This is a genomic window from Variovorax brevis (genome assembly GCF_030317105.1).
Lineage (GTDB): Bacteria > Pseudomonadota > Gammaproteobacteria > Burkholderiales > Burkholderiaceae_C > Variovorax > Variovorax brevis.
Window position 1 is genome coordinate 488,505 of the sequence record NZ_JASZYG010000005.1, and the last position, 24,418, is coordinate 512,922.

Consider the following 24,418-nt stretch of genomic DNA (forward strand, 5'->3'; position numbering starts at 1 on the left):
TTTCCTTCATCAGTCCACCGGCCGTTCGCTTGCAAATTCGTCAACCTTCGGGTGCTTGATCAGCGCGATCAGCTTGGAGATCAACGGCCAGAACAGAAGCACGAGCGCCAGCGTGGTGATGCCACCCACCAGCGGGTTGGAGAACATGATCATCACGTCGCCTTGCGACACCAGCATGGCCTGGCGGAACGAGTCTTCCGCCTTGTCGCCCAGCACCAGAGCCAGCACCAGCGGCGCCAGCGGAAAGTCGAGCTTCTTGAACAGGTAGCCGACGATGCCGAAGCCCAGCATGAACCAGATGTCCAGCATGGCGTTGTGCACCGTGTAGGCGCCGATGGCGCAGATCACGATGATCACCGGCGCGATGATCGAGAACGGAATGCGCAGGATCGACGCGAAGAGCGGCACCGTGCTCAGCACCACGATCAGCCCGACGATGTTGCCCAGGTACATCGACGCGATCAGGCCCCACACGAAGTCCTTCTGCTCGACGAAGAGCAGCGGCCCCGGTTGCAGGCCCCAGATCAGCAGGCCGCCCAGCAGCACAGCCGCGGTGGGGGAGCCCGGAATGCCGAGTGCCAGCATCGGCAGCAGCGCGCTGGTGCCGGCCGCGTGCGCCGCGGTTTCCGGTGCGACCACGCCTTCCATTTCGCCGGTGCCGAATTTCGACCCGTTCTTCGACATCTTCTTGGCCAGGCCATAGCTCATGAACGACGCCGGCGTGGCGCCGCCGGGCGTGATGCCCATCCAGATGCCGATGAGCGAACTGCGCACGGAGGTCACCCAGTACTGGGGCAGCTTCTTCCAGGTTTGCAGCACCACCTTGGGATCGATCTTGGCCGTCTGGCCGTTGAAGCTCAGGCCTTCTTCCATCGACAGCAGGATTTCGCCGATGCCGAACAAGCCGATGACGGCGATCAGGAAGTCGAAGCCGCGCATCAGCTCGGCCTGGCCGAAGGTCAGGCGCAGCTGGCCGGTGACCGTGTCCATGCCGACCGAGGCCAGTGCAAAGCCCAGCGCCATCGACGCAAGGATCTTGAAGGGCGAGCCCTTGCCCATGCCCACGAAGCTGCAGAAAGTGAGCAGGTACACCGCAAAGAATTCCGGCGAGCCGAACTTGAGCGCGAACTTCGCCACCAGCGGCGCCAGGAAGGTGATCATGATCACCGCCACCAGCGCGCCCACGAAGGACGAAGTGAAGGCCGTGGTGAGCGCCTCGCCGGCGCGGCCCTGCTGCGCCATGGGGTAGCCGTCGAAGGTGGTTGCCACCGACCAGGGCTCGCCCGGAATGTTGAACAGGATCGAGGTGATGGCCCCGCCGAACAGTGCGCCCCAGTAGAGGCACGACAGCATGATGATCGCCGAGGTCGGCGACATCGTGAAGGTGAGCGGCAGCAGGATCGCCACGCCGTTGGCGCCGCCCAGTCCGGGCAGCACGCCGATCAGCACGCCGAGGATGATCCCCACGAACATCAGGCCGATGTTCATGGGGCTCAGGATCACGGCGAAGCCCTGCGCAAGGGCGTTGATTTCTTCCATTTCGCGTTTGCTCCGTGGGGGTTCAGTAGCCGAGGAAGGCCAGCGGATCGAGCTTGCCCTTGAAGAGCGGCACCTTGAACCACACTTCGAACATCAGGAAGAACAGCACGTTGACGGCCAGCGCCGCGATCACGCTCTTCACCCACGAGAACTTGCCCAGGATGATCATGAACAGGGCGATGTAGATCGCCGAGGCCACGTAGATCCCGATCAGCGAGATGCCCAGCACGTACACCGTGGCCGGCAGCAGCACCGAGAGCACGCGCTTGAGCTGTTCCTTGTCGACGAACACCTCGGTGTTCTTGTTCTTGCCGAGGATGGCCTGGTAGAAGATGCCCAGCGCCGAGATCGTGATGATCACGCCGATGTAGAAGGGAAAGTAGCCGGAGCCAGGGCCATCGCTGGTCCAGCCGGCGCCCAGGCGCCGGCTTTCCACGATGACCACGATGCCGATGACGAGCAGAACCGCCGCGACCACGGCGTCCACCACATTGGTGGCAACGCCTTTGCGCACGGCGCTGCCGGAAGAATCCTCGTGCTCCATGGAGCCTCCATCCTCGAAGAAAGTCATGAAATGGGCGCGTAGCCGAACTTGCCCTGCGCGGGCGGCAGGGCAATCGCAGCAGGGGGCAGCACGCCGCGCGCGTGGGCGTGCGCCCGTCCGGTCACTTCGGGGCCATGAAGCCCGCTTCGGTCATCAGTGTCTTGTGATCTGCTTCGGCCTTGGTGAGCCATTTCGCGTAGGGTTCGCCCGTCAGGAAGGTCTGGTTGAACGCACCTTTTTCCATGTACTCGGCCCAGTCAGGCGTGGCGCGCACCTTGGTGAGCAAGTCCACGTAGAAGGCGAGTTCGTCGGGCTTGATGCCCGGCGGCATGAAGATGCCGCGCAGCATCGTGTAGGCCGTCGGCACGCCGGCTTCCTTGCAGGTCGGGATGTCGTTCCACGATTGCGTGTCGGTCACCTTGGCCTTGAAGGGCATGCGCTGTTCGTCGAACACGCACTGCGCGCGCAGCTTGCCGGCACGCCACTGGGCCACGGCTTCGATCGGGTTGTTGACGGTGGAGTTGATGTGACCACCCACCAACTGGACGGCCACCTCGCCGCCGCCCTTGAAGGGCACGTAGATGAACTTGGTGCCGGTTGCCTTCTCCAGCGCGACGGTGATGATCTGGTCTTCCTGCTTGGAGCCGGTGCCGCCCATCTTGAACTTGTTGGGGCCTGCCGCCTTGGCTGCGGCGATGTATTCGGCCGCGCTCTTGTAGGGCTCGTCCGCGTTGGTCCACAGCACGAACTGGTCGAGCGCCATCATGGCGACGGGGGTCATGTCCTTCCAGTTGAAGGGCACGCCGGTGGCCATCGGCGTGGTGAAGAGGTTCGAGAGCGTGATGACGATCTTGTACGGGTCGCCCTTGGCTTCCTTGACTGCCAGGAAGCCCTCGGCGCCAGCGCCACCGGACTTGTTGACGACGATGAGTGGCTCTTTCATCAGCTTGTGCTTGATGACGATGCCCTGGATCAGGCGAGCCATCTGGTCTGCGCCGCCGCCGGTGCCTGCCGGCACGACGAACTCGACGGGCTTGGTTGGCTCCCACGCAAACGCGGGGGCAGCAACCGACAGTGCAAGCAGGGCAGTAGCGCAGAGTTTGGTTCTGCAAGCCCGGCTGCGCGCGAAGAGTCTCTCGATCATCACTTGTCTCCTGAACAGTTCGCCTTTCTCGTAGTTATGAATTTGTGGCGGAACTCCCCAACGAAACCGATGCTGCGCGTTGGCGCTGCGATGCAAATTGACCTCGGTCAACTTTTCCAAAATGCCGTATCGGGGTATGCCCGCGCCCTTGGGGATGGGTCGCGCGCATGTGGACAGTATGAGTTGGCGCGCGCAAAGGCGCGCAGCAAAAAACTTAACGCAAACACCATGAAGAGAAATGTCTTACTGATGTCGAAGTTGAATGCCGCGGCGCGAAACGCGCAGGCTATGTCATGAGCGCACGCACATGCGCTGCGGTGCCGGTGCCCAGCGCTTCGAGGCTGTAGCCGCCTTCAAGAATCGAGACGACACGCCCGTGTGCGGATTCGTTGGCGATCTGCATGAGCTCGCGCGTGATCCAGTGGAAGTCGTCGTCCTTGAAATTGAGACCGCCGAGCGGGTCCTTGAAATGCGCGTCGATGCCGGTCGACAGGATGATCAGTTCCGCGCCGAATTCGCGAAGCGCCGGCAGCATGTCCGCCGACATGCGCGCGCGGAAGGTGGCGGAGTCGCACGCCAGCGACAAGGGCACGTTGACGATGTTGTGGGCCACGCCGGTTTCGTGGCGCGCGCCGGTGCCGGGGTAAAACGGCGACTGGTGCGACGAGCCATAGAACAGGTCCGGATCGTTGCTGAAAGTGTTCTGCGTCCCGTTGCCATGGTGCACGTCGAAGTCGACGACCGCCACGCGCTTGAGGCCATGCTTCGCACGCGCATGCAGCGCGGCAATGGCGGCCTGGTTGAAGACGCAAAAACCCATCGCGCGATCGGCCTCGGCGTGGTGGCCGCAAGGGCGTGTGGCGCAGAACGCATTGCGTGCTTCCCTGGCCACCACCGCATCGACCGCGGCGCACGCCGCGCCCACGCAGCGCATCACCGCTTCGAGCGTGCCCGGCGACATGATGGTGTCGCCGGCGTCCAGCACCTGGTAGCCCTCGGTGGGGGAGAGGGACTCGACCAACTCGACGTAATCCTCCGTGTGCACCAGCAGCACCTGTTCGCGCGACCCGCGCGGTGCGTCGCGCCACTCCACGTCCGCGAACTCCGGCGTCTTCAAAGCCTTCAGCACGGCCATGAGGCGTTCTGGCGACTCGGGGTGATGCGGACCCGGACGATGATCGAGGCAGGCCGGATGGGTGTAGATCAGCGTCGTCATGTGCAAAGAGCCCCGGATGCTTGTTTGACGGGCATTCTGTGCCCGCCCGAAGCGCCCGTCACTTGACCTGTGTCAATTTTTCGGAAGGCGCGGTCTGGGCGTTTTCCCGGCCTTCGCCCGGGTCGTGGCGGGCTTTGGTGTCGGGTTGGCCACCTGACGAAGGCCTTCGAGCGCGGCGTCGACGATGGTGGGTTCGGCGCCGACGGCGTAGACCGCATAGGCCGGATAAAGGTACTCCGGCGTTCCCGGAACGCGGCGCAGGCGGCCGGATTCCAGATGGCTTCGAACCACGTCGAGGCGGAAGTAGCCCGTGCCGCCAGCGGCCAGCACGTATTCCAGCCCCAGGGGGCCGAGCCCGGCGCGCACGGGCGCGTTGGAGAGTTCGGGGAAAGCCAGGTCGTGCTGCGCCGCGAACTCGGGGCCCCAATCGACGTTGACGTAGTGCGCGGCCTGGGGCGTGCGCAGGCGCTTGTCGGTGGTGACCATGATGAGCTTTTCCTCGATGAGCAACTCCACGCGCAGCCCCGGGCGCTGCTGCGGGGCGTAGGCGATGGCGATGTCCAGCACGCCGGCTGCTACCTGGTCGAGCAGGTCGCGCGGGAAGTCGACCTCGGTGCGGATGGCGAGGTCGGGCACGCGAGCGCGCATCCACATCAGCCAACGGGGCAAGAGCGGATGCCACAGGCTGACTTCGCAACCCACGGAGAGCACCGCGCGGCTGCCGGTCGGCACGGCGACCTGTTGGCGCGCACGCTCCCACACCTGCACCAGCGTGGTCGCGTGGGGCAGGAAATGCTCGCCCGCGACGGTGAGCGCAGCGCCGGCCTTGTTGCGCACGAACAGGGTGCGGCCGAGCAGTTCCTCCAGCGTGCGAACGCGTGCGCTCACAGAGGTCTGCGTGACGTGCAAACGCTCGGCGGCGCGCTGGAAACTGCGCGTTGCAACGATTTCGAGGAAGGTGCGCGCCAGGTTGATGTCCATGGATTGCCTCGGGTTGAATGCAATTATTTTGCATGGAATTGGCAATAAATATCGTTGTACTTATTGCAAAGGGCTGCGGATGATGGGCCCCAGTCTCTCAAGGAGTTCCGCCATGACAACGCTCAACCGCACGACCAGGGGGTCTGCTGCCATCGACGGCTTTTCGGCTGTCGTCGAGGCCTTCGCCGAGGAAACCTTCATGCTGCTGAAGGCGCTGGCGAGCCCGAACAAGATCCTCGGGGAAGTCGAGCAGATGCGCAGCTTGCTGACCGACGCCCACGCTGCCGAAGCCACGGACCCTGCGCGCGCTGCGGCGCTGAGAAGGCGCGCCTCGCGCATCGGCCTGCGCTAACTTGTTGCCCTGGCGCCCAACTATTGCGCGCCAGGGAAGCCTCCAGGTTGATCCGGGTTCCAGCCGCGTAGGATGAAGCGGCAGGGGAGCCTTCGATCACGGAGAGGCTATGGAAATTGACGGCGGCAAGCGCGAATACTCACGCGCGGACAGCGAGAAGTTCGATCCCCAGGGCTTGCGGCGCACGACCTTCATGGGCCGCGCCCTGAAGGCGGTGATGGCCATCATCACCATCGCGGCGGTGCTCGCATGCATCCCCTACCGGGACGGTGCCGACTTTCCCATGATGGGCCTGCTCATCTACGTCATTGGCATGGCCTTCGTCACCATGCCGCTTTGCCTTTGGTACGAGTGGCTGCTCAAGGTGCACCAGGAGAACGTGACGCGCGCGCAGCTGGCCGCGCACTAGCGCCGCCGCCTCAACAACTACTCGAGCGACCCCAGCCGCGACGTCCGAAGGCGGCTTGGCGCCAGCGCCCCCGCCGAGTCCAGGATCGGGTAGGCGATCGAACAGATGTGCGAGTTGATGCGCTTCAGGTCGCTGATCAGGTCGATGTGCAGCGAACTCGTTTCAATGCTCGACGCCGTTTGCTCCGACAAGCGCGCCAGGTGCGTGCTGGCGTAGGCATGTTCAAGGTCCCGGAAGCGCGCCTTTTCTTCCAGCAAGCGTTGCGCGTCGCGCACGTTGCCATTCAGGAACACGCTCATGCCCAGCCGCAGGTTGGCCACCAGGCGTTCGTGCAGCTCGACGATCTCCCGCATGCCCGCCTCTGAAAAATTGCGTTGCGGGCGGATCTTCTTGTCCTCGATGTCGATGATCACGCGCTCGATGATGTCGCCGATCTGCTCCATGTTGATGGTGAAGCTGATGATGTCCGTCCAGCGGCGGCTTTCCGATTCGCCCAGCGCCTCGCGCGAGATCTTCGTCAGGTAGTACTTGATGTCCGAGTAGAGCTTGTCGACCGTGTCGTCCATCTTGCGCAGCTCCTCGGCCAGCTGCAGGTCGTTGTGGCGGATGACGTTGAGCATGCCGATGAGCATGGTCTCGACGACGTCGGCCTGGTGCAGCGCCTCGCGCGCCGCGTTGGAAATGGCCAAGCTCGGCGTCGACAGCGCCGAGGGGTCCAGATGCTGGGGCCGTCCGCTGGCCACCGGCTCGGCCGGCTCGGGCAGCATGCGGGTGACGAACTTGGCGACCCAGTTTGTCAGGCCGATGAAGCAGATGCTCATCACCACGTTGAAGGCCAGGTGGTACAGCACCACCAGCTGCGTCGCGTTCACATACGGTCGAACATGGTTCAGATAGAGCCCGACGAAGGGCGCTGCAACGGCCACGCCCAGCAGCTTGAACAGCAGGTTGCCCACCGTCACCCGCCGCACGGTCATGGAGGCCCGGGCCGTGGTCAGCACCGCCAGCAGTCCGCTGCCCAGGTTGGCGCCGAGCACGAGGCCCAGCGCCACGTCGAGCGGCACCACATTCGAGCTCGCCATCGCGGCCACCAGCAGCACGATGGCCAGGCTTGAATAGGCGACCACAGCCAGCGCCGCGCCGATGGTGATCTCCAGCAGCACGTCACTGGTGAGAGACGCAAGCAGCGCACGTACGGGGGGTGAATCGAACAGCGGCCCCGTCGCAGCCACCACCAGCTGCAGGGCCAGCAGCATCAGGCCGAGCCCGATGAACACCCGCCCGACGCGGCCCCACGCGGTCGCCGAGCGCGAGATGTAGAGCACCACGCCCACGAAGATGAACAGGGGCGAGAGCCATGAAAGGTCGGTGGAGAACAGCACCGACATGAGGGCGGTCCCCACATCCGCACCGCGCATCACCGCCAATGCGGCAGGCAAGGTGATGAGGCCTTGCCCGACGAAGGAGGAGGTCATCAGCGAAGTCGCCGTGCTCGACTGCACCAGCGCCGTGACGCCGATGCCCGACAGCGCAGCCGTGAACCGGTTGCGCATGCTGCGCGCCAAGAACTTGCGCAGGTTGGTGCCGAACACGCCCATCACGCCCGTGCGGACAAGATGGGTACCCCAAACCAGCAGCGCAACGGCTGCCAGTAAGTTCAACAAATGTTTCATGGATGCCGAAGACTATACGCGGACGAATCCGCGCAGGGCATCCGCGCGGCGCTTCAGCGGGCGCGCCGCACGCGTCGCAGTTCGTCCAGGATCAGGAAGACGGCGCCCAGGGTGATGGCGCTGTCGGCCACATTGAAGGCCGGGAAGTGCTGGGTGCCCCAGTGGAAGTCCAGGAAGTCCACGACGTAGCCGTGCATCATCCGGTCGATCACATTGCCGATCGCGCCGCCGAGGATGAGGGCCATCGACAGCGAGAACAGCTTCTGGCCCGCGTGTGACTTGAGCATCCAGATGATGAATGCCGCCGCCGCCACGCCGATGCCCGTGAACATCCAGCGCTGCCATCCCGACGCATCGGCCAGGAAGGAAAACGCCGCGCCCGTGTTGTGGGCGCGCACGATGTTGAAGAAGCTCGTGACGACGGTCTGGTCCCCGTACTGGTAGTAGCCCAGGATCAGCGTCTTGGTGAACTGGTCCACGATGACGATGATCAGCGCGATGCCCAGCCAGGGCCAGATGCCTTGCGAGCCGCCCGAAGGCCTGGAGCGCGCCATCAAGCCACCTTGCGCACTTCGCCGGCGCCGTAGAGGTTGGTGGTGCAGCGCCCGCACAGCGTGGGGCGGTCGACGTCGTGGCCGACGTCGGTGCGCCAGTGCCAGCAACGCTCGCACTTGAGCGCCGTGCTCGGCACCACCCGCGTTGCAAGTTCGCCGCCTTCGATGAGTTCGACCGCCGAGGTGATCAGCACGAACTTCAGGTCGTCGCCCAGGCTGGCGAGCAGGGCGTAGTCGTCGGCGCTGGCCGTGAGCTGCACGTTGGCCTGCAGCGACGAGCCGACCTTGCCGTCCGCACGCACCGCCTCGATGTCCTTGTTGACCACGTCGCGTACTTCGCGGATGCGGTTCCACTTGGCCAACAGGGCTTCGTCGGGCGTGCCCAGGTCCAGGTAGGTCTGCGTGAAGATCGAGTGGCCCTTGCCGTCCTCGGTGGCGCAGAACTTCCATGCTTCCTCGGCCGTGAAGCTCAGGAAGGGCGCCATCCAGCGCAGCATGGCTTGCAGGATGTGCCAGAGTGCGGTCTGCGCACTGCGACGTGCCTGCGAGCCGGCGGCGGTGGTGTAGAGGCGGTCCTTGAGCACGTCGAGGTAGAACGCGCCGAGGTCTTCGCTGCAATACACCTGCAGCTTGGAGACCACCGGGTGGAATTCATAGACCTTGTAGTGCGCGAGGATCTCGGCCTGGAACTGCGACGCGCGGCTGAGCGCATAGCGGTCGATCTCCAGCAAATCTTCGAAAGGCACGAGGTCTTTTGCGATGTCGAAGTCGCTGGTGTTCGCAAGCAGGAAGCGCAGCGTGTTGCGGATGCGTCGATACGCATCGACCACACGGGCGAGGATCTTGTCGTCGCCGGCGATGTCGCCCGAGTAGTCGCTCGCGGCCACCCACAGGCGGATGATTTCGGCGCCGAGCTTCTTGCTGACCTCTTGCGGGTCGATGCCGTTGCCCAGCGACTTGCTCATCTTGCGTCCCTGGCTGTCCACGGTGAACCCGTGCGTCAGCAGGCCGCGATACGGCGCGCGGCCTTCCAGCGCGGACGCCAGCAGCAGCGACGAGTGGAACCAGCCGCGATGCTGGTCATGGCCTTCCAGGTACAGGTCGGCCTCGGGACCGGCGTCGTGGTGCACGTTGGGGTGCGTACCGCGCAGCACGTGGAAGAAGGTCGAGCCGGAGTCGAACCACACCTCCAGGATGTCGGTGCTCTTGGTGTAGTGGGGCGCGTCTTCGGCGCCGAGGATGTCCTCGGCGGTGACGCGGCTCCACGCCTCGATGCCGCCCTGCTCGACGATGGCCGCGGCCTGGTCGAGGATCTCCATGGTGCGCGGATGCAGTTCGCCCGAATCCTTGTGCAGGAAGAACGGAATCGGCACTCCCCAGCTGCGCTGGCGCGAGATGCACCAGTCGGGCCGGTTGGCGATCATGTCGTGCAGGCGCGCCTTGCCGTTCTCCGGATAGAAGCTGGTCTGTTCGATGGCTTCCAGCGCGGTCTGGCGCAAGGTCTTCTCCGCCTTGTCCCTGGTGAACACGCCTTCGCCTTCGTCCATGCGGATGAACCACTGGGCGGCGGCGCGGTAGATCACCGGCGTCTTGTGGCGCCAGCAATGCGGGTAGCTGTGCGTGATCGCTTCCGTGGCCAGCAGGCGGCCGGCGTCGCGCAAGGCGTGGATGATGACCGGCACGGCCTTCCAGATGTTCTGGCCGCCGAAGAGCGGAAACTCCGGCGCGTACGAGCCGTTGCCTTGCACCGGGTTCAGGATGTCGTCATACGCCACGCCATGCGCGATGCAGGAGTTGAAGTCGTCCACGCCGTAAGCCGGCGAGGAGTGGACCAGGCCCGTGCCGTCGGTGGCGGTGGCGTAGTCGGCCAGGTAGATCGGAGACAAGCGGCGATAGCCGGCATCGACGTCGTACAGTGGGTGCTCGAATTCGAGGCCGCCCAGCTTTTCGCCCTTGACGGTGGCCAGCACCTTGCCATCGAGCGCATAGCGGTTCATGCACATCTCGACCAGCGAGTCGGCCAGGATCAACAGCCCGCGCTCGGTGTCGACCAGCGAGTACTGCAACTCGGGGTTGAGGTTGATCGCCTGGTTGGCCGGGATGGTCCACGCCGTGGTGGTCCAGATGACGGCGAAGGCGTCTTTTTCGATCACCGGAACGCCGAAGGCCGTGGCCAGCGCGATCGGGTCATGGGCCTTGAAGGCGACGTCCAGCGTCTGCGACTTCTTGTCGGCGTATTCGATCTCGAACTCGGCCAGCGAGGAGCCGCAGTCGAAGCACCAGTACACGGGCTTGAGGCCGCGATAAACGAAGCCGCGCTCGATCACGCGCTTGAACGCGCGGATCTCGCCCGCCTCGTTGGCGAAGTCCATGGTCTTGTACGGATGGTCCCACTCGCCCAGCACGCCCAAGCGCTGGAAGTCGACCATCTGCTGCGCGATCTGCTCGGTGGCATAGGCGCGGCTCTTGGCCTGCATCTCGTCGCGGCTCAGGTTGCGGCCGTACTTCTTCTCGATGGCGTTCTCGATCGGCAGACCGTGGCAATCCCAGCCGGGCACGTACAGCGCGTCGTAGCCCTCGAGCTGGCGCGCCTTGGTGATCATGTCCTTCAGGATCTTGTTGACGGCGTGGCCCATGTGGATCTGGCCGTTGGCATAGGGCGGGCCGTCGTGCAGGATGAACTTGGGCGCGCCGTGGCGGGCGTCGCGCAGGCGGTGGTAGCGGCCTTCGTCGTTCCATTCCTTGACCCAGCCCGGCTCGCGCTTGGGCAGGTCGCCGCGCATGGGGAAGGGCGTGTCGGGCAGGTTCAGCGTGGCGCGATAGTCAGCAGCGCTGTCGGTGGGAGTGTCAGCCATGATGTTTCCGAGGTATTCCGAAGTGTCCGGGTGGGCGTCGTTTTCGGGCGGCGCCTTAAATGTTCTGTTCGCGAGCAGCGGCCGGTCGTGGCGGCTGGCTCGACTTGCGGGGACAGGCGGAAAGAATCGTGGGCAGCAGCGGGCGCGATGGGGCGCGCCGCAGAGCGAAGCGAAACCTTCCGCCGCTCAAATTCGGTCGCGCGTGGTCTGCCGGTGCGTGGACGCAAAGAACGCACGGGCATCGTCGCGATCTTTCGCGATGCCGGCCGTCAGGGCCTCGAGGCTGTTGTAGCGCAGCTCGTCGTGCAGTTTGTGTAGAAGTTCCACGCGTACGATTTTACCGTAGGCCCCTTCCTCGCCCAGTTCGGACGGCCATTCGAGGCAGTGCGTCTCCAGCAGAACGCGCCCGGCGTTGACGTCGTTGGCATCCAGCGAGGGCCGCACGCCGAGGTTGGCGACGCCCGGCAGAGGCTTGTCGACCAGGCCATGCACGAGCACCGCGAAGATGCCGCTGGCGGCCGGCTTCCAGTGCGAGAAGCGCATGTTGAGCGTGCGGAACCCGTCGATGCCGCCCGGCGATGACGCGCCGAGGGCGCGGCCGAGCTTGCGGCCATGCACCACGTGGCCCGAGATGGCGTAGGGGCGGCCGAGCAGCGTCTGCACGTGGCTCATGTTTCCGGCGGCCAGGGCTTCGCGCACGGCGGAACTGGACACGCGGTGGCCGTGCACTTCGTAGCTGTTCATCCGTGCCACGTCGAAGCCCCGCGCCTCGCCAGCCGCGTCGAGCATGGCGTAGTCGCCCGCGCGCTTGGCGCCAAAGCGGAAGTCGTCGCCCACCAGCACGTATTTGGCGCCGAGTCCTTCGATCAATACCTGGTCGATGAATTCATCGGGCGACTTCGATGCGAGGCGCGCGTCAAAGGGCAGCACCACCGTCTGGGTCACACCGCAGGCGGCCAGTTCGCCCAGCTTGTCGCGCAGGGTGCCGATGCGGGCGGGCGCCAGTTCAGGTTTCTTGGCGACCTGCGCGAAGTAGTCGCGCGGGTGGGGTTCGAAGGTCAGGACGCAACTGGGCAGCCCCCGATGGCGTGCTTCGGTGGCCAACAGGGCCAGCATGGCCTGGTGGCCACGATGAACGCCGTCGAAATTGCCGATCGTCAAGGCGCAGGCCCTGGCGACCTCGGGGTGGCGAAAGCCACGGAATGTCTGCATTGCGGATTATCTTTTTGATAGCACGCTGCGCCCGGCCAATGGCCTTTCGCAGACGATTTGTCATGAAAGCGGTATATATTGTGACGCGTTGGATCCGTTCATTTGCGTAGGTTCTTCTTTTTGAAGAGGGGGCGTGTGTGGTGAAGGTCTTGAAGCTGTCGGCCCAGGGGCTGCCGCAATCGTGGATTTCGCTTGAACAAGCGGTGACTCACTATGCGGCTGACGAGGTGCGCTGGGAGGTTGGTGCACAGGTGGCCCTGTTCCGTGGCGGAACGAACGCTGTCACAGGAATGCAGTCTCAGATCGCGGTCAACAGCATCATCGGCACCAAGGGCGTGCCAAAGATCAATCCTTTCACGCAACGTCCCGGACTCACGAACAGCAAGTTGTTTGCGCGGGATCGCAACATCTGTGCGTATTGCGGTGGTCACTTCCATGAAGAAGACCTCACGCGCGAGCACATCATCCCGTTTGCGCAGAACGGCGTGGATTCGTGGATGAACGTCGTGACCGCGTGCCGCCCTTGCAATCATCGCAAGAGCAGCCGCACGCCGGAGCAAGCCGGCATGGCGCTTTTGTATACGCCTTATGTGCCCAGCCTGTGGGAAGACTTCATTTTGCGCAACCGCCGCATCTTGGCGGACCAGATGGAGTTCCTGATGGCGCATTTGCCGCAAAGCTCGCGCTTGCATGGGTGAATGCGGCGCGTGTTTTTTTGCGCTCGTTGAGAGGCAATTGACGCTTGGCCACTAAAGGCTGAATCAGCGTTGGTGCAATTCGTCTCTGCGGAGGCATGTGCTTCCGTGGGCGCGTGCTTTATCGATGCTCCAATTCGCGATTGCCGATTGCCTAGGAATTCCAGGTTCGGTGAGGGCTGTCGCGCCGGTCCGCTTCTTAAGCGTTCGAGATTTGCACTGCGCCTGCGGCGGTATCGATCCGCTTGAAGCCGCCCGTGCTCCCTGTCGGCCTCAACGGCGTATCCAGTTGATCCCAGGCGCTGTGTTCAACGACGCTCGTCGAGCCTGTGTTCTTGAAGAGTCCGCGGGCCAGATCAGGTTGCGCGTCGCTCCCGACAATGCGGGCGCCCAACCGGCCAGACTCCGAGGTGCAGTCAGCCGGAACGATGCTGTAGCAGCCTTGGCTTGCACCACGGGCATCGACGGGGCCATTCGCGGCCGTTGCATTGCCTGCCCACAATGCGACTGTAGCGACGAGGGCCGAAATCAAGAGAATCTCACGCATTTCATTCATCCTTTAATTCAATCAAGAATTCCTTCAAATGGCGAACTCTATTGATTGAATGCGCTATTGAATGGGTGTGGATGAATTGTAAATAGAAAGCGGCTGTTTGGATGACTTTGGGTTTGCAATAGTCATCCAAATGTCAACTTGTTTGCGGTCTATTCTGGGTATTTGAAGGTGCAACAGGAAAAGTCTGAATTCAATAAAGACAATTCTTTATCTTCAATAAGAAATATTCTCCAATTCTTGTTGACTGTGGAGCCGAGCTGTCAGGCATATCCGACCCGAAAACGAAAACGCCCGTCAGTGCAACACTGACGGGCGTCAAAAAGGATGGAACTGGCCTGAATCAGCCGATCAGGCAAACACCCCGGCCGTGTCCTGCATGCGCCTGGACACTTCGCCCAGATGGTGCATCGAGTCGCCAAAGGACATTTCAAGCTGCGTGAGCTTGCGGAAGTAGTGGCTCACGATGTATTCGTCCGTCACGCCGATGCCACCATGCAATTGCACGGCGTTCTGGCTGATGAAGCGCATCGACACGCCGAGCTGATACTTCGCGCGTGCAATCGCCTGGCGGCGTTCTGCGGCCGACGCGTTGAGCTTGAGGCTGGCGTAGTAGCTCATCGAGCGGGCCAGTTCAAGCTGCATCTTCATGTCCGACACGCGATGGCGCAGCGCCTGGAAGGTCGCGATGTTCACGCCGAACTGCTTGCGCGTGTTCATGTACTCGACGGTGATGGCCAGGGTCTTGTCCATCACGCCCACGGCTTCAGCGCAGAGTGCGGCAATGCCGATGTCGACGGCATGTTCGAGCACCGGCAGGCCATCGGCCGCGATCAGCGTTGCGCCGGCATTGCTGAACACGACTTCCGCCGCGCGGCTGCCGTCTTGCGTGCCGTAGCCCTTCGATTCGACGCCGCTGGCGGCACGCTCGACCAAGAAGAGCGCAATCTTGCCGTCCAGCTGGGCCGGCACAAGGTAGGCGTCCGCTTCGTCGCCCGAAGGCACGAGGCTCTTGGCACCGCTCAGCGTGTAGCCGTTGGCGGTCTTGGTGGCCTTGGCTTCGCACACGTCGAGCTTGTAGCGCGCCTTGCGTTCCTGGTAGGCCAGCACGATGAGCGCCTGTCCGCCAGCGATGCGCGGCAGCCAGTTGTCCTTGGTGTCTTCGTCGGCGTGTCCGGCGAGCACGGCGCCCGCGATGAAAGCCTGCGCCAGCGGCTCGAGCACGATGCCGCGGCCGAGCTCTTCCATGACGACCATGCCTTCGACCGGGCCCATGCCCAATCCGCCTTCGTCTTCGGGAATGTAGAGACCGCCCAAGCCCAGTTCAGCGAGTTCGTCCCACGCATCGCGTGCGAAGCCGCCGGCCTTTTCAATCGCCTGGCGGCGCTCGAAGGTGTAGCCCTTTTCAACCCACTTGGCGACCGCGTCGCGCAGTTGTTGCTGGTCGTCGGAAAAATCGAAATCCATCTTCTTGTCTCCTTAGCCCAGCACGGTTTGCGCGACGATGTTGCGTTGCACTTCGTTCGAGCCGCCGTAGATCGTTGTCTTGCGCATGTTGAAGTAGGTGGAGGTCAGGGGAGCGAGTTCCACGTGACCGCCCGGATAAGTGCCCTGGTACCCGGCTTCCATCGCCTCGCGCACCAGCGGCAGCGAGTAGGGGCCGCCGGCGAGCATCATGAGTTCGCTATAGCGCTGCTGGATCTCGCTGCCCTTGATCTTGAGCAGGCCCGCGATGTCCAGCGAGTTCTTGCCCGACTTCTCGGCCGAGAGCACGCGCAGCACGAGCATTTCGAGCGCGACCACGTCGACTTCGAGCTTGGCGATTTCGTCGCGGAAGCGCTGGTCGTCCCACACGCCTTCGGCCTTGGCGATGCGCTTCAGGCGCTCGAGTTCGCGCTTGGCGCGGTTCACGTCGGCGATGTTGGTTCGTTCGTGCGAGAGCAAGTGCTTGGCATAGGTCCAGCCCTTGTTCTCTTCGCCGATGAGGTTCTCTGCCGGCACTTCAACGTTGTCGAACCAGACTTCATTGACTTCGACGCCGCCGTCCATCAACTTGATGGGACGCACGGTGACGCCGGGCGACTTCATGTCGATCAGGAGAAAGGAGATGCCGGTTTGCGGCTTGCCTTCGGAGCTGGTGCGCACCAGGCAGAAGATCCACTCGCCAAATTGGCCGAGCGTGGTCCAGGTCTTCTGGCCGTTGACGATGTACTTGTCACCCTTGCGCTCGGCCTTGGTCTTGACCGAGGCGAGGTCGGAACCCGAACCCGGCTCGCTGTAGCCCTGGCTCCACCACACTTCGCCGCTGGCGATGCCGGGCAGGAAGCGCTTTTGCTGTTCGGGGCTGCCGAAAGCCATGATCACCGGAGCGACCATCACCGGGCCGAAGGGGATGATGCGTGGTGCGCCGGCAAGGGCGGTTTCTTCTTCGAACAAATGCTTCTGGACGGCGGTCCAACCCGGCCCTCCGAATTGCTTGGGCCAGCCGTAGCCGAGCCATCCCTTCTTGCCAAGAATCTTTGCCCAGCCTTGCAGGTCGTCACGCGTCAATTCGAGCGCGTTGTGCACCTTGTGCGAAAGCTCTTTGGGCAGGTTTTCCGCGACCCACGCGCGGATGTCTTCGCGGAACTTCTGTTCCTCGGGGGTAAAGGCCAAATCCATGAAGTGTCTCCAGAGAATCCCGGTTTTTAGCATGCTCGTTCGCGACCGATAGTCCGGCCGGGGACACAAGGATAATCCGCCCCGGCATGACGAAGAACATTGTGATCCTGATCTCGGGTGGTGGTTCCAACATGAGGGCCATCGTGGACGCGGCAAAGAGCATGCGCTGGGCGCAAAGGTTCGATGCGCACGTGGCGGCTGTCATCAGCAACAAGGTGGATGCGGGTGGGCTCGCGTTTGCGCAAGACAACGCGATTGCGACGACGGTTGTGAATCACCGTGACTTCCCGTCTCGCGAGGCTTTCGACGCATCGTTGGCGCAGGCGATCGACGTTCATCAACCGACATTGGTTGTGCTGGCGGGGTTCATGCGCATCCTCACGCCGGGCTTCGTGGCCCGCTACCAAGGCAGGCTGCTGAACATCCATCCTTCATTGCTGCCGGCCTTCCCGGGCCTGAACACCCACCAGCGGGCCATCGAGGCCGGCTGCCGCGTGCACGGGGCGACAGTGCATCAGGTCACGGCCGACCTCGACCACGGCCACATCCTTGCGCAGGCCGTCGTGCCGGTGCTGGCGGACGACACGCCTCAAGCGCTTGCCGAACGCGTCCTGACGCAAGAGCACCGCATCTATCCCCAAGCCATTGAAGCCTTTTTGCGTGCCTGACATAGCACGTGCGGCTTTGGCGCCACGGGCTTAATTCACGAAAGGTGCACCGAAACAGCGCATGAAGTTGCGATGTACATCTTCACGTTTAACATTCTTTTAACCATTTAAGGGATTGATTTGGAACGGGCTGATTTCGTACATCTCGTGCGCATGAGCGAGCACGCCAGCGCCGACGACAGCGTTGCTTACCGGCGCAGCGTTGCCGCATTCGCCGCGCTGGGCTACGCATGGGTCATTGCGTGCCTGCTGCTGGCCGTGGGCCTTCTGGTGTGGATTGCCAGCTCGCTGGGTCAGGACCGTTTCACTTTTGCGCGGGGCTGGATGGCGCTGTTTGCGCTGGGCCTCCTCTGGGCGACCTTGCGCGCTCTGTGGGTCACTTTTGAAGAGCCCGCCGGTGTGCGGCTGGAACGCGAGGACGCGCCCCGCCTGTTCGATGCGCTCGACCGCATCCGCGACCGCATCGATGGCCCGCCGGTCCACTACGTCTATCTGGACGACGAATTCAACGCGAGCATCCGCCAGTTGCCCCGCTTCGGCCTGCTGGGCGGCGCCGTGAACTATCTGAGCGTGGGTCTGCCGCTCTTGATGGCGCTGGATCGCCGACGCCTCTTGTCGGTGCTCGCGCACGAATATGGACACCTTCGCGGCAACCACGGCCGCCTGAGCGCCTGGATCTACCGCACACGTCTTTCATGGCTCAAGCTCGATGCGAGCCTGCAGCAGGAAGAGGGCGTGATGGCGGCGGTGTCGCAGGCTTTCTTTCGCTGGTACTTTCCGCGCTTTGCGGCGCGCACCTTCGCGCTGGCGCGGCAGGATGAATACGAGGCCGACCGCATCTCTGCCAAGCTGCTGGGCACGTCGGTGGCGGCTGCGGCGCTGACGGAAATCGCCGTCAAGAGCGCCTGGTACGCCGACACCTTCTGGCCTGCGCACTGGGCGCGCGCCTCCACCGAGCCGCTCCCTGTCGGGCCGTTTTCCGCCATGCGAACTGAGTTCCGCCGGGCGCCCGACCCCGCCTTTGCCCGCGAGGCCCTGCGCATGGCCATGACCCGCGTGAGCGGCGTAGACGACACCCATCCCGTCTTGCGTGATCGCCTCGAAGCCTTCGAGGAGAAGGCCCAGTTGCCGGACTGGTCCACCAAGCCTGCGCTTGAAATGCTGGCGGATCGCGGCCAGAAATGGATCGAGCACTTTGACCGCGAATGGTGCCGCGAGCATGGCAACGACTGGCGGCAGCACTTTGGCTACCTGGCGCGGGTGCGCGAGCGCATCGATGCGCTGGCCGCCAGCGAGCGTCGCAACAACGCGGATGAGATGGTGGAGTGGGCGGATCTGGAGCGGCGCCTGGACGCCAACGCCGACGTGCGTGCCCGCTACGAGCGTGCGCTGGAACTCACGCCTGAGCACGCCGGTGCCCTGCGCGGCTACGTCCAGATGCTGTCGCCCACCGACCGCGCCGCGCGCCTTCCAGTGCTCGACCGCCTCTATGCGTCCGGCACCGCCAGCCGGTGGTGGGCGGCCACGAGCGCTGTGGCATTGTTGGAAAACCCCGATGCCGGGCCGCACGACGAAACGGGGCTCAAGCTGTGGCGCGCACGCCTGAAAGAAGCGGACGAAGCCGAGCGACGCGCGTGGGAAGAGATCACCTCCACGCCCTATTTCAGCCAGATCACCCGCCACGACCTGAGTGACTTCGAAGCCGGCGAACTGCAGGCCGACCTGGTGCGCTGCCACCCGATTTCCCGTGCGTGGCTGGTGCGGAAGGCGCTCCGGGAATTTCCGTGGCGGCGCGCGTACATCCTGTTCGTGGACCTGCCGGGTATGGCCGACGAAGACCGTTATCACCTGTGCCGCCAGCTCGAGCAGACGTTGAGCCTGCCTGGTGCCGCGCTGGTGCTGTGGGCCGGCCACGCGCCGACGCTAGAGGAAATCGAGCGCAACGCGCGCGGGGCGTTCTGGACGCGCACTGCAGCCTGAAACATCTGCGCGGCGACGCGCCGATGGGTGTCAATGGGACAATCGGGGGATGCACCCCAGAGCCTTGTTGGATGCGTCGGCGGAACTCGTCGGCCTCGTCCTGAAATTCGATCACCCGGCCGATGCGGTCGTTTCCCGTTACTTCCGCGACCATCGCGAGATGGGTCCGCGCGAGCGTGCGACGCTGGCGGAGACCGTCTACACGGTGCTGCGCAAGAAGCTGCAGTTCGACCATTTCTCGCCCTCGGGCTCCGGGCCCAAGGAGCGCCGCATGGCGATCCTGGGGTTCCACGGGCCGCGCGATTTCCTGCGCAGCGCGCTGAACGAGACTGAGGCGCGCTGGCTGGACGCCTGCGACGCCATACAGATCGCCGATCTGATGGAGCGCCATCGCCACAACCTGCCCGAATGGATGGTCGCGCCGCTCAAGGCGCAACTCGGCAACGAGTTCTGGAAGCTCGTGGAAGTGATGCAGCAGCCTGCGCCGCTCGATTTGCGCGTCAACGCGCTCACCGACAAGCGCCAGGACGTGCAGGCGGAGCTCAAGCTGGCCGGGATCAAGGCTGCTGCCACGCCTTATTCGCCATGGGGCCTGCGCATTGATGGCAAGCCGGCGCTGACCAAGCTGGACGCTTTCGCTCGCGGGGCGATCGAGGTGCAGGACGAAGGCTCGCAACTGCTGGCGCTCATGCTGGACGCCAAGCGCGGCGAAATGGTCGTCGACTTCTGCGCCGGCGCGGGCGGCAAGACGCTGGCCATTGGGGCCTCCATGCGCAGCACAGGCCGCCTTTACGCTTTCGACACGTCCGCACATCGCCTGGACGCACTCAAGCCGCGGTTGGCCCGCAGCAAGCTGTCGAACGTTCATCCGGCAGCGATTGCCCACGAGCGGGATGAGCGCATCAAGCGCCTGGCCGGGAAAATCGACCGGGTGCTGGTCGATGCGCCTTGCTCGGGCCTGGGCACGCTCAGGCGCAACCCGGACCTCAAGTGGCGCCAGTCGCCCAAATCGGTCGAGGAGTTGACCGTCAAGCAGGCGGCCATCCTGCAAAGCGCCTCGCGGCTGGTCAAGTCGGGCGGACGCCTGATTTACGCCACCTGCAGCATCCTGCCGGAAGAAAACGAGGCCATTGCGCAGCAATTCAGCGTTGCAAATCCCGATTTCGAGGTGCTGGACGCCGGGGAATTGCTGGCGGGCCTGAAGGTCGAGCATTCCGCCGCCCTGTGCACGGGCGGCGAGAGCGGCGCGCGCTACCTCCGCCTCTGGCCGCACCGCCACGCCACGGACGGCTTTTTTGCTGCCATCTGGAAGCGCAAATAGTTAATCGATGTTTCCGGCAAATTAGGTGAAAGCGCCCAAAGGGAGTGATTAACCAGATTTGTTGAGGGAAATCAAAGGCTTTTTTTGGCCCGATCCTTTAAAATCGGAAGCTTCAACGATAAGGCGGCACCTTCGTGCAGCCATATGGAGTATCCAAGTTGCTTCTTCCTGACTCTGCCGTTTTGAGTGCGGCCGTCGAATGGCTCGCCAACGGTTTGTGGGACCTCACCTGGTGGGAGGTCGTGCTGTACACGCTCGCCACCACGCACATCACCATCGCCGCCGTCACCATCTTCCTGCACCGCACGCAGGCGCACCGCGCGATGGACCTCGGCCCGATTCCTTCACATTTCTTCCGTTTCTGGCTCTGGCTGGGCACGGGCATGGTCACGCGTGAATGGGTTGCCATCCACCGCAAGCACCACGCCAAGTGCGAAACCGAAGAAGACCCGCACAGCCCGCAAACGCGCGGCATCGAAAACGTCCTGTGGCGCGGCGCCGAGATGTATCGCGCCGAAGCCAAGAACAAGGAAACCATCGCCAAGTTCAGCCACGGCGTGCCCAACGACTGGATCGAACGCAACCTGTACAGCCGTTTCAGCTGGCAAGGCGTGGGCTTGATGCTCATCATCAACGTGGCGCTGTTCGGTGCACTGGGCCTGACGGTCTGGGCCGTGCAGATGCTGTGGATCCCGATCACCGCCGCCGGCATCATCAACGGCATTGGCCACTATTGGGGCTATCGCAACTTCGAGGCGCCTGACGCCAGCACCAACATCACGCCCTGGGGCCTGATCATTGGCGGCGAAGAGCTGCACAACAACCACCACACGTACCCGACCTCGGCCAAGTTCTCGGTCAAGAAGTACGAGTTCGACATCGGCTGGGTCTACATCCGCGCCATGGAAGCCATCGGCTGGGCCAAGGTCAAGAAGGTGCCGCCGAAGCTGCAACTGGGCGCCGTACAGCCCGTTGCGGATGAAAAGACGCTCGAGGCCGTCATCGCCAACCGCTACGAAGTCATGGCCCGCTATGCGCGTGAAATGCGCCGCGCCTGCAAGGGCGAGATCGAACAGCTCAAGGCCAAGGGTGCCGACCTGTCGGTGCTAAAGGGCGCCAAGCGCTGGTTGCACCGTGACGATGACAAGGTGCCGGCATCGGCTCGTCCGGCGCTGGTGCAGGCTCGTGCGGCCCATCCGGTGCTCGACAAGATGGTGACCATGCGCGAAGAGTTGCGTCAGATGTGGCTCAACACCTCGCAATCGCGCGAACAGTTGGCGGCTGACCTGGCGGCCTGGTGTCGCCGTGCAGAGGCCAGCGGCATCGCTGCGCTGAGCGACTTCTCGGTTCGCCTGCGCGCCGCCCGCGCCTGATCAGACCCTGAGGGCCCGCGCGGCCTGTCAAAAAACCGGCCTTGCGAGGTCGGTTTTTTTATGCCTGCCGTTGGTCTGGGCATGAATATCGATCGGGCAACAAAAAACCCGCTGGATCACAGCGGGTTTTCTTGTTGGAGCAGGCCGAATTACTTCAGCTTGATTTCCTTGTATTCGACGTGCTTGCGTGCCTTGGGGTCGAACTTCATGATCGACATCTTTTCAGGCATCGTCTTCTTGTTCTTGCTCGTCGTGTAGAAGTGGCCGGTACCCGCGGTGGATTCCAGCTTGATCTTTTCGCGTCCGCCTTTGCTCGTTGCCATGATGTGAGCTCCTTACTTAAGCTTGGCCGCGTGCGCGCAGGTCTGCGAGCACAGAGTCGATGCCGTTCTTGTCGATCAGGCGCAGGGCAGCGCTCGAAACACGCAGGCGAACCCAGCGGTTTTCCGTTTCGACCCAGAAACGACGGTATTGCAGGTTCGGGAGGAACCGGCGCTTGGTTTTGTTGTTGGCGTGGGAAACATTGTTCCCGACCATCGGGCCCTTGCCCGTGACGTCACATACGCGTGCCATGAGGACACTCTTTCATTCAACAGCTGGACCGATGGAGCCCGGGAGCTCCCGCAACAAGGTGTCGCGTGGTGTTTTGCAGCTTGACCTCGCCAGAAACGGGTGGCGGTACCCCGGATTGCCAAGACGCCATGACGGCGCAAGTTCAGCAAAGCCAAAGATTATAGCCCGAAAAATCTTTCTCGCCTGCCGCCGCGCACTTCCTGCCCCTTCGGCAGCTGCCCACCAGGGCAGGCCGGCCGTTTTTGGAGCGGCCGGAAGGGTCGCGCCGTGAAAAAGCCGTTGAGCAAGCGAGGTGGCAGCCTTATTCCTGTTCCAGGAAGCGCTGCGCGTCCAACGCCGCCATGCAACCAGTGCCTGCGCTGGTGATCGCCTGGCGATACACGTTGTCTTGCACGTCACCCGCCGCAAACACACCCGGCACCGTGGTCATGGTTGCAAAGCCTTGCAGACCCGAACGCGTGATGATGTAGCCACCCTTCATTTCGAGTTGGCCTTCAAAGATGTCGGTGTTCGGATGGTGACCGATCGCGATGAAGCAGCCCTTGAGATCGAGGTCTTCGGTCTTGCCGGTCTGCGTGTTCTTGAGGCGAACCCCCGTGACGCCGGTGTCGTCGCCCAAGACCTGGTCGAGCGTGTTGTGCACCTTGAGATCGATCTTGCCTTCGGCTACTTTTTCATGGAGCTTGTCAACGAGGATGGGCTCGGCCTTGAACTTGTCGCGGCGATGCACCAGCGTGACCTTGCTGGCGATGTTGGACAGGTACAGCGCTTCTTCCACGGCCGTGTTGCCGCCACCGATCACGCAGACCTCTTGGTCGCGATAGAAGAAGCCGTCGCAGGTGGCGCAGCCCGACACGCCGCGTCCCATGAAGTGTTCTTCAGACGGCAGGCCCAGGTACTTGGCCGATGCGCCCGTGGCAATGATCAACGCATCACAGGTGTAGGTGCCGCTGTCGCCCGTCAGGGTAAATGGCCGTTTGCTGAGATCGACCTTGTTGATATGGTCGAACACGATCTGTGTCTTGAAGCGCTCTGCATGTTCAAGAAAACGTTGCATGAGCTCGGGGCCTTGCACGCCTTGAACATCCGCGGGCCAGTTGTCGACGTCGGTCGTTGTCATGAGTTGACCGCCCTGGGCGATGCCCGTGATGAGCATGGGCTGGAGGTTCGCACGTGCGGCGTAGACAGCGGCGGTGTAGCCTGCGGGGCCCGAGCCGAGGATGAGGACCTTGGCGTGTTGAGTCGATGACATGGTGGAAAGCCTATAAACCTGTAGAAATTGCACGCCCGGTGCGTGTACATTTTGGGGAGAAATGGTAGATACCGAGTATCACTGTCCGGTTCAATCCGGATGCCAGCACGTTTTCAATGCGCGCGATTGTATGAATCCATTGGATTCGACTGCGCGTCTTTTCGAGGGATCCTGAATGTCGATGCTGTCCAATCTTGAATTGCTCCGCCGTGTCCCGCTGTTCTCGGCGCTGACAGCGTCGCAGTCGGCAAGCATTGCCGATGCGATTGTCAAGAAACGCTTCAAGCGTGCCGAGATCGTCGTGGAGCAAGGCAAAAAATCCGATGCGCTCTACATCATCCTCACGGGGCGCGCACGGGTCATGAGCACGGACAGCCGCGGCCGCGAGGTCATTCTCGCGACGCTGCAGCCGGGCGACTATATCGGCGAGATGAGCCTCATCGACGACGAACCGCACTCGGCCACCGTTCGCACCGAACTGCAGACCGACGTGCTCATGCTCGGCCGCGAAGCGTTCTCGCGCTGCCTGCCCGAGAACTCCTCGATGTCCTACAACATCATGCGTGGTCTCGTTGCCCGCTTGCGCCACGCCGACCGCAAGATCGAGTCGCTGGCGCTGATGGATGTATACGGCCGCGTCGCCCGCTCGCTGCTCGAGTTCGCCGTGGACGACGGCGCGGGCAACCTCAAGGTGCGCGAGAAGATCTCCCGCCAGGACTTGGCCAAGATGGTCGGCGCCTCGCGCGAAATGGTCAGCCGCGTCATGAAGGATCTCGAAGAACGCGGCTTCGTCCAGACGCAGCCCGACGGCTCGATGTACGTCAAGGATCGACTCTCATCGCTCACCTGACGCCCAGCGGCGA

Annotated in this window: 23 protein-coding genes; 8 read left to right on the forward strand and 15 right to left on the reverse strand. The window is 63.3% G+C overall.

From position 1 onward, the window contains the following. Positions 1-9: 9 nt before the first annotated feature. The 5 genes from QTI66_RS18715 to QTI66_RS18735 all read right to left on the reverse strand — a co-directional run bounded on the left by QTI66_RS18715 (position 10) and on the right by QTI66_RS18735 (position 5,424). Positions 10-1,539, reverse strand: coding sequence for a tripartite tricarboxylate transporter permease (locus QTI66_RS18715; RefSeq protein ID WP_286561335.1), 1,530 nt, complete (start codon positions 1,537-1,539; stop codon positions 10-12). 22 nt (positions 1,540-1,561) lie between these two features. Beyond that, on the reverse strand, positions 1,562-2,083 hold the full coding sequence (locus QTI66_RS18720; RefSeq protein WP_286561515.1) for a tripartite tricarboxylate transporter TctB family protein: 522 nt from the start codon (positions 2,081-2,083) through the stop codon (positions 1,562-1,564). Between the two features lie 121 nt (positions 2,084-2,204). Next, positions 2,205-3,227 carry a Bug family tripartite tricarboxylate transporter substrate binding protein gene (locus tag QTI66_RS18725; protein ID WP_286561336.1) on the reverse strand — a complete coding sequence of 341 codons (1,023 nt, stop codon included), beginning with the start codon at positions 3,225-3,227 and terminating at the stop codon, positions 2,205-2,207. Between the two features lie 286 nt (positions 3,228-3,513). Next, a complete protein-coding gene (locus tag QTI66_RS18730; RefSeq protein WP_286561337.1) occupies positions 3,514-4,443 on the reverse strand; it encodes a histone deacetylase family protein in 930 nt (309 codons plus the stop codon). Positions 4,444-4,515: 72 nt separating this feature from the next. After that, positions 4,516-5,424, reverse strand: a complete 909-nt coding sequence (locus QTI66_RS18735; RefSeq protein ID WP_286561338.1) for a LysR family transcriptional regulator — start codon at positions 5,422-5,424, stop codon at positions 4,516-4,518. 112 nt (positions 5,425-5,536) lie between these two features. Between QTI66_RS18735 and QTI66_RS18740 the strand changes: the two genes are divergently transcribed. Both QTI66_RS18740 and QTI66_RS18745 read left to right on the forward strand, forming a co-directional pair. Beyond that, on the forward strand, positions 5,537-5,776 hold the full coding sequence (locus QTI66_RS18740; RefSeq protein WP_286561339.1) for a hypothetical protein: 240 nt from the start codon (positions 5,537-5,539) through the stop codon (positions 5,774-5,776). 109 nt (positions 5,777-5,885) lie between these two features. Continuing rightward, a complete protein-coding gene (locus QTI66_RS18745; protein ID WP_286561340.1) occupies positions 5,886-6,185 on the forward strand; it encodes a hypothetical protein in 300 nt (99 codons plus the stop codon). 17 nt (positions 6,186-6,202) lie between these two features. On the opposite strand, the gene QTI66_RS18750 is transcribed toward QTI66_RS18745, so the two are convergent. From QTI66_RS18750 to QTI66_RS18765, 4 genes are all read right to left on the reverse strand, one after another. Beyond that, complete coding sequence (locus QTI66_RS18750; RefSeq protein ID WP_286561341.1) at positions 6,203-7,858, reverse strand: Na/Pi cotransporter family protein; 1,656 nt, start codon at positions 7,856-7,858, stop codon at positions 6,203-6,205. Between the two features lie 53 nt (positions 7,859-7,911). Continuing rightward, positions 7,912-8,412: a signal peptidase II gene (gene lspA, locus QTI66_RS18755; protein ID WP_286561342.1), complete on the reverse strand. Its 501-nt coding sequence runs from the start codon at positions 8,410-8,412 to the stop codon at positions 7,912-7,914. Next, a complete protein-coding gene (ileS, locus tag QTI66_RS18760) occupies positions 8,412-11,267 on the reverse strand; it encodes an isoleucine--tRNA ligase (protein WP_286561343.1) in 2,856 nt (951 codons plus the stop codon). The genes lspA and ileS overlap by 1 nt, the downstream gene beginning before the upstream one ends. Before the next feature lie 186 nt (positions 11,268-11,453). Then, the gene (locus QTI66_RS18765) at positions 11,454-12,479 is read right to left on the reverse strand and encodes a bifunctional riboflavin kinase/FAD synthetase (protein WP_286561344.1); all 1,026 of its coding nucleotides are present in this window, start codon (positions 12,477-12,479) and stop codon (positions 11,454-11,456) included. Between the two features lie 140 nt (positions 12,480-12,619). Between QTI66_RS18765 and QTI66_RS18770 the strand changes: the two genes are divergently transcribed. Further along, a complete protein-coding gene (locus QTI66_RS18770) occupies positions 12,620-13,177 on the forward strand; it encodes an HNH endonuclease (protein ID WP_286561516.1) in 558 nt (185 codons plus the stop codon). A gap of 196 nt (positions 13,178-13,373) precedes the next feature. Here QTI66_RS18770 and QTI66_RS18775 read toward each other — a convergent pair whose 3' ends face one another. The 3 genes from QTI66_RS18775 to QTI66_RS18785 form a co-directional block, all read right to left on the reverse strand. Continuing rightward, positions 13,374-13,721, reverse strand: a complete 348-nt coding sequence (locus QTI66_RS18775) for a hypothetical protein (RefSeq protein ID WP_286561345.1) — start codon at positions 13,719-13,721, stop codon at positions 13,374-13,376. A gap of 357 nt (positions 13,722-14,078) precedes the next feature. Continuing rightward, a complete protein-coding gene (locus QTI66_RS18780) occupies positions 14,079-15,194 on the reverse strand; it encodes an acyl-CoA dehydrogenase family protein (RefSeq protein ID WP_286561346.1) in 1,116 nt (371 codons plus the stop codon). Positions 15,195-15,206: 12 nt separating this feature from the next. Then, a complete protein-coding gene (locus QTI66_RS18785) occupies positions 15,207-16,388 on the reverse strand; it encodes an acyl-CoA dehydrogenase family protein (RefSeq protein ID WP_286561347.1) in 1,182 nt (393 codons plus the stop codon). A gap of 86 nt (positions 16,389-16,474) precedes the next feature. Between QTI66_RS18785 and purN the strand changes: the two genes are divergently transcribed. From purN to QTI66_RS18805, 4 genes are all read left to right on the forward strand, one after another. Beyond that, a complete protein-coding gene (gene purN, locus QTI66_RS18790; protein WP_286561348.1) occupies positions 16,475-17,056 on the forward strand; it encodes a phosphoribosylglycinamide formyltransferase in 582 nt (193 codons plus the stop codon). A 120-nt stretch (positions 17,057-17,176) separates the two neighbouring features. After that, a complete protein-coding gene (locus QTI66_RS18795; RefSeq protein ID WP_286561349.1) occupies positions 17,177-19,036 on the forward strand; it encodes a M48 family metallopeptidase in 1,860 nt (619 codons plus the stop codon). A 49-nt stretch (positions 19,037-19,085) separates the two neighbouring features. Further along, positions 19,086-20,357: an RsmB/NOP family class I SAM-dependent RNA methyltransferase gene (locus QTI66_RS18800; RefSeq protein WP_286561350.1), complete on the forward strand. Its 1,272-nt coding sequence runs from the start codon at positions 19,086-19,088 to the stop codon at positions 20,355-20,357. A gap of 158 nt (positions 20,358-20,515) precedes the next feature. Beyond that, entirely contained in the window at positions 20,516-21,730 is a 1,215-nt protein-coding gene (locus QTI66_RS18805) for a DesA family fatty acid desaturase (RefSeq protein ID WP_286561351.1), read from the forward strand. A gap of 149 nt (positions 21,731-21,879) precedes the next feature. Here the strand turns inward: QTI66_RS18805 and rpmG are convergent, their stop codons facing one another. The 3 genes from rpmG to trxB all read right to left on the reverse strand — a co-directional run bounded on the left by rpmG (position 21,880) and on the right by trxB (position 23,555). Next, positions 21,880-22,053: a 50S ribosomal protein L33 gene (rpmG, locus tag QTI66_RS18810; RefSeq protein ID WP_007830291.1), complete on the reverse strand. Its 174-nt coding sequence runs from the start codon at positions 22,051-22,053 to the stop codon at positions 21,880-21,882. A 16-nt stretch (positions 22,054-22,069) separates the two neighbouring features. After that, positions 22,070-22,303 carry a 50S ribosomal protein L28 gene (gene rpmB, locus QTI66_RS18815; protein WP_081265743.1) on the reverse strand — a complete coding sequence of 78 codons (234 nt, stop codon included), beginning with the start codon at positions 22,301-22,303 and terminating at the stop codon, positions 22,070-22,072. Between the two features lie 301 nt (positions 22,304-22,604). Further along, positions 22,605-23,555, reverse strand: coding sequence for a thioredoxin-disulfide reductase (gene trxB / locus QTI66_RS18820; RefSeq protein WP_286561352.1), 951 nt, complete (start codon positions 23,553-23,555; stop codon positions 22,605-22,607). Positions 23,556-23,730: 175 nt separating this feature from the next. On the opposite strand from trxB, the gene QTI66_RS18825 reads away from it, so the two are divergent. After that, positions 23,731-24,405, forward strand: a complete 675-nt coding sequence (locus QTI66_RS18825) for a Crp/Fnr family transcriptional regulator (RefSeq protein ID WP_286561353.1) — start codon at positions 23,731-23,733, stop codon at positions 24,403-24,405. Positions 24,406-24,418: the final 13 nt, after the last annotated feature.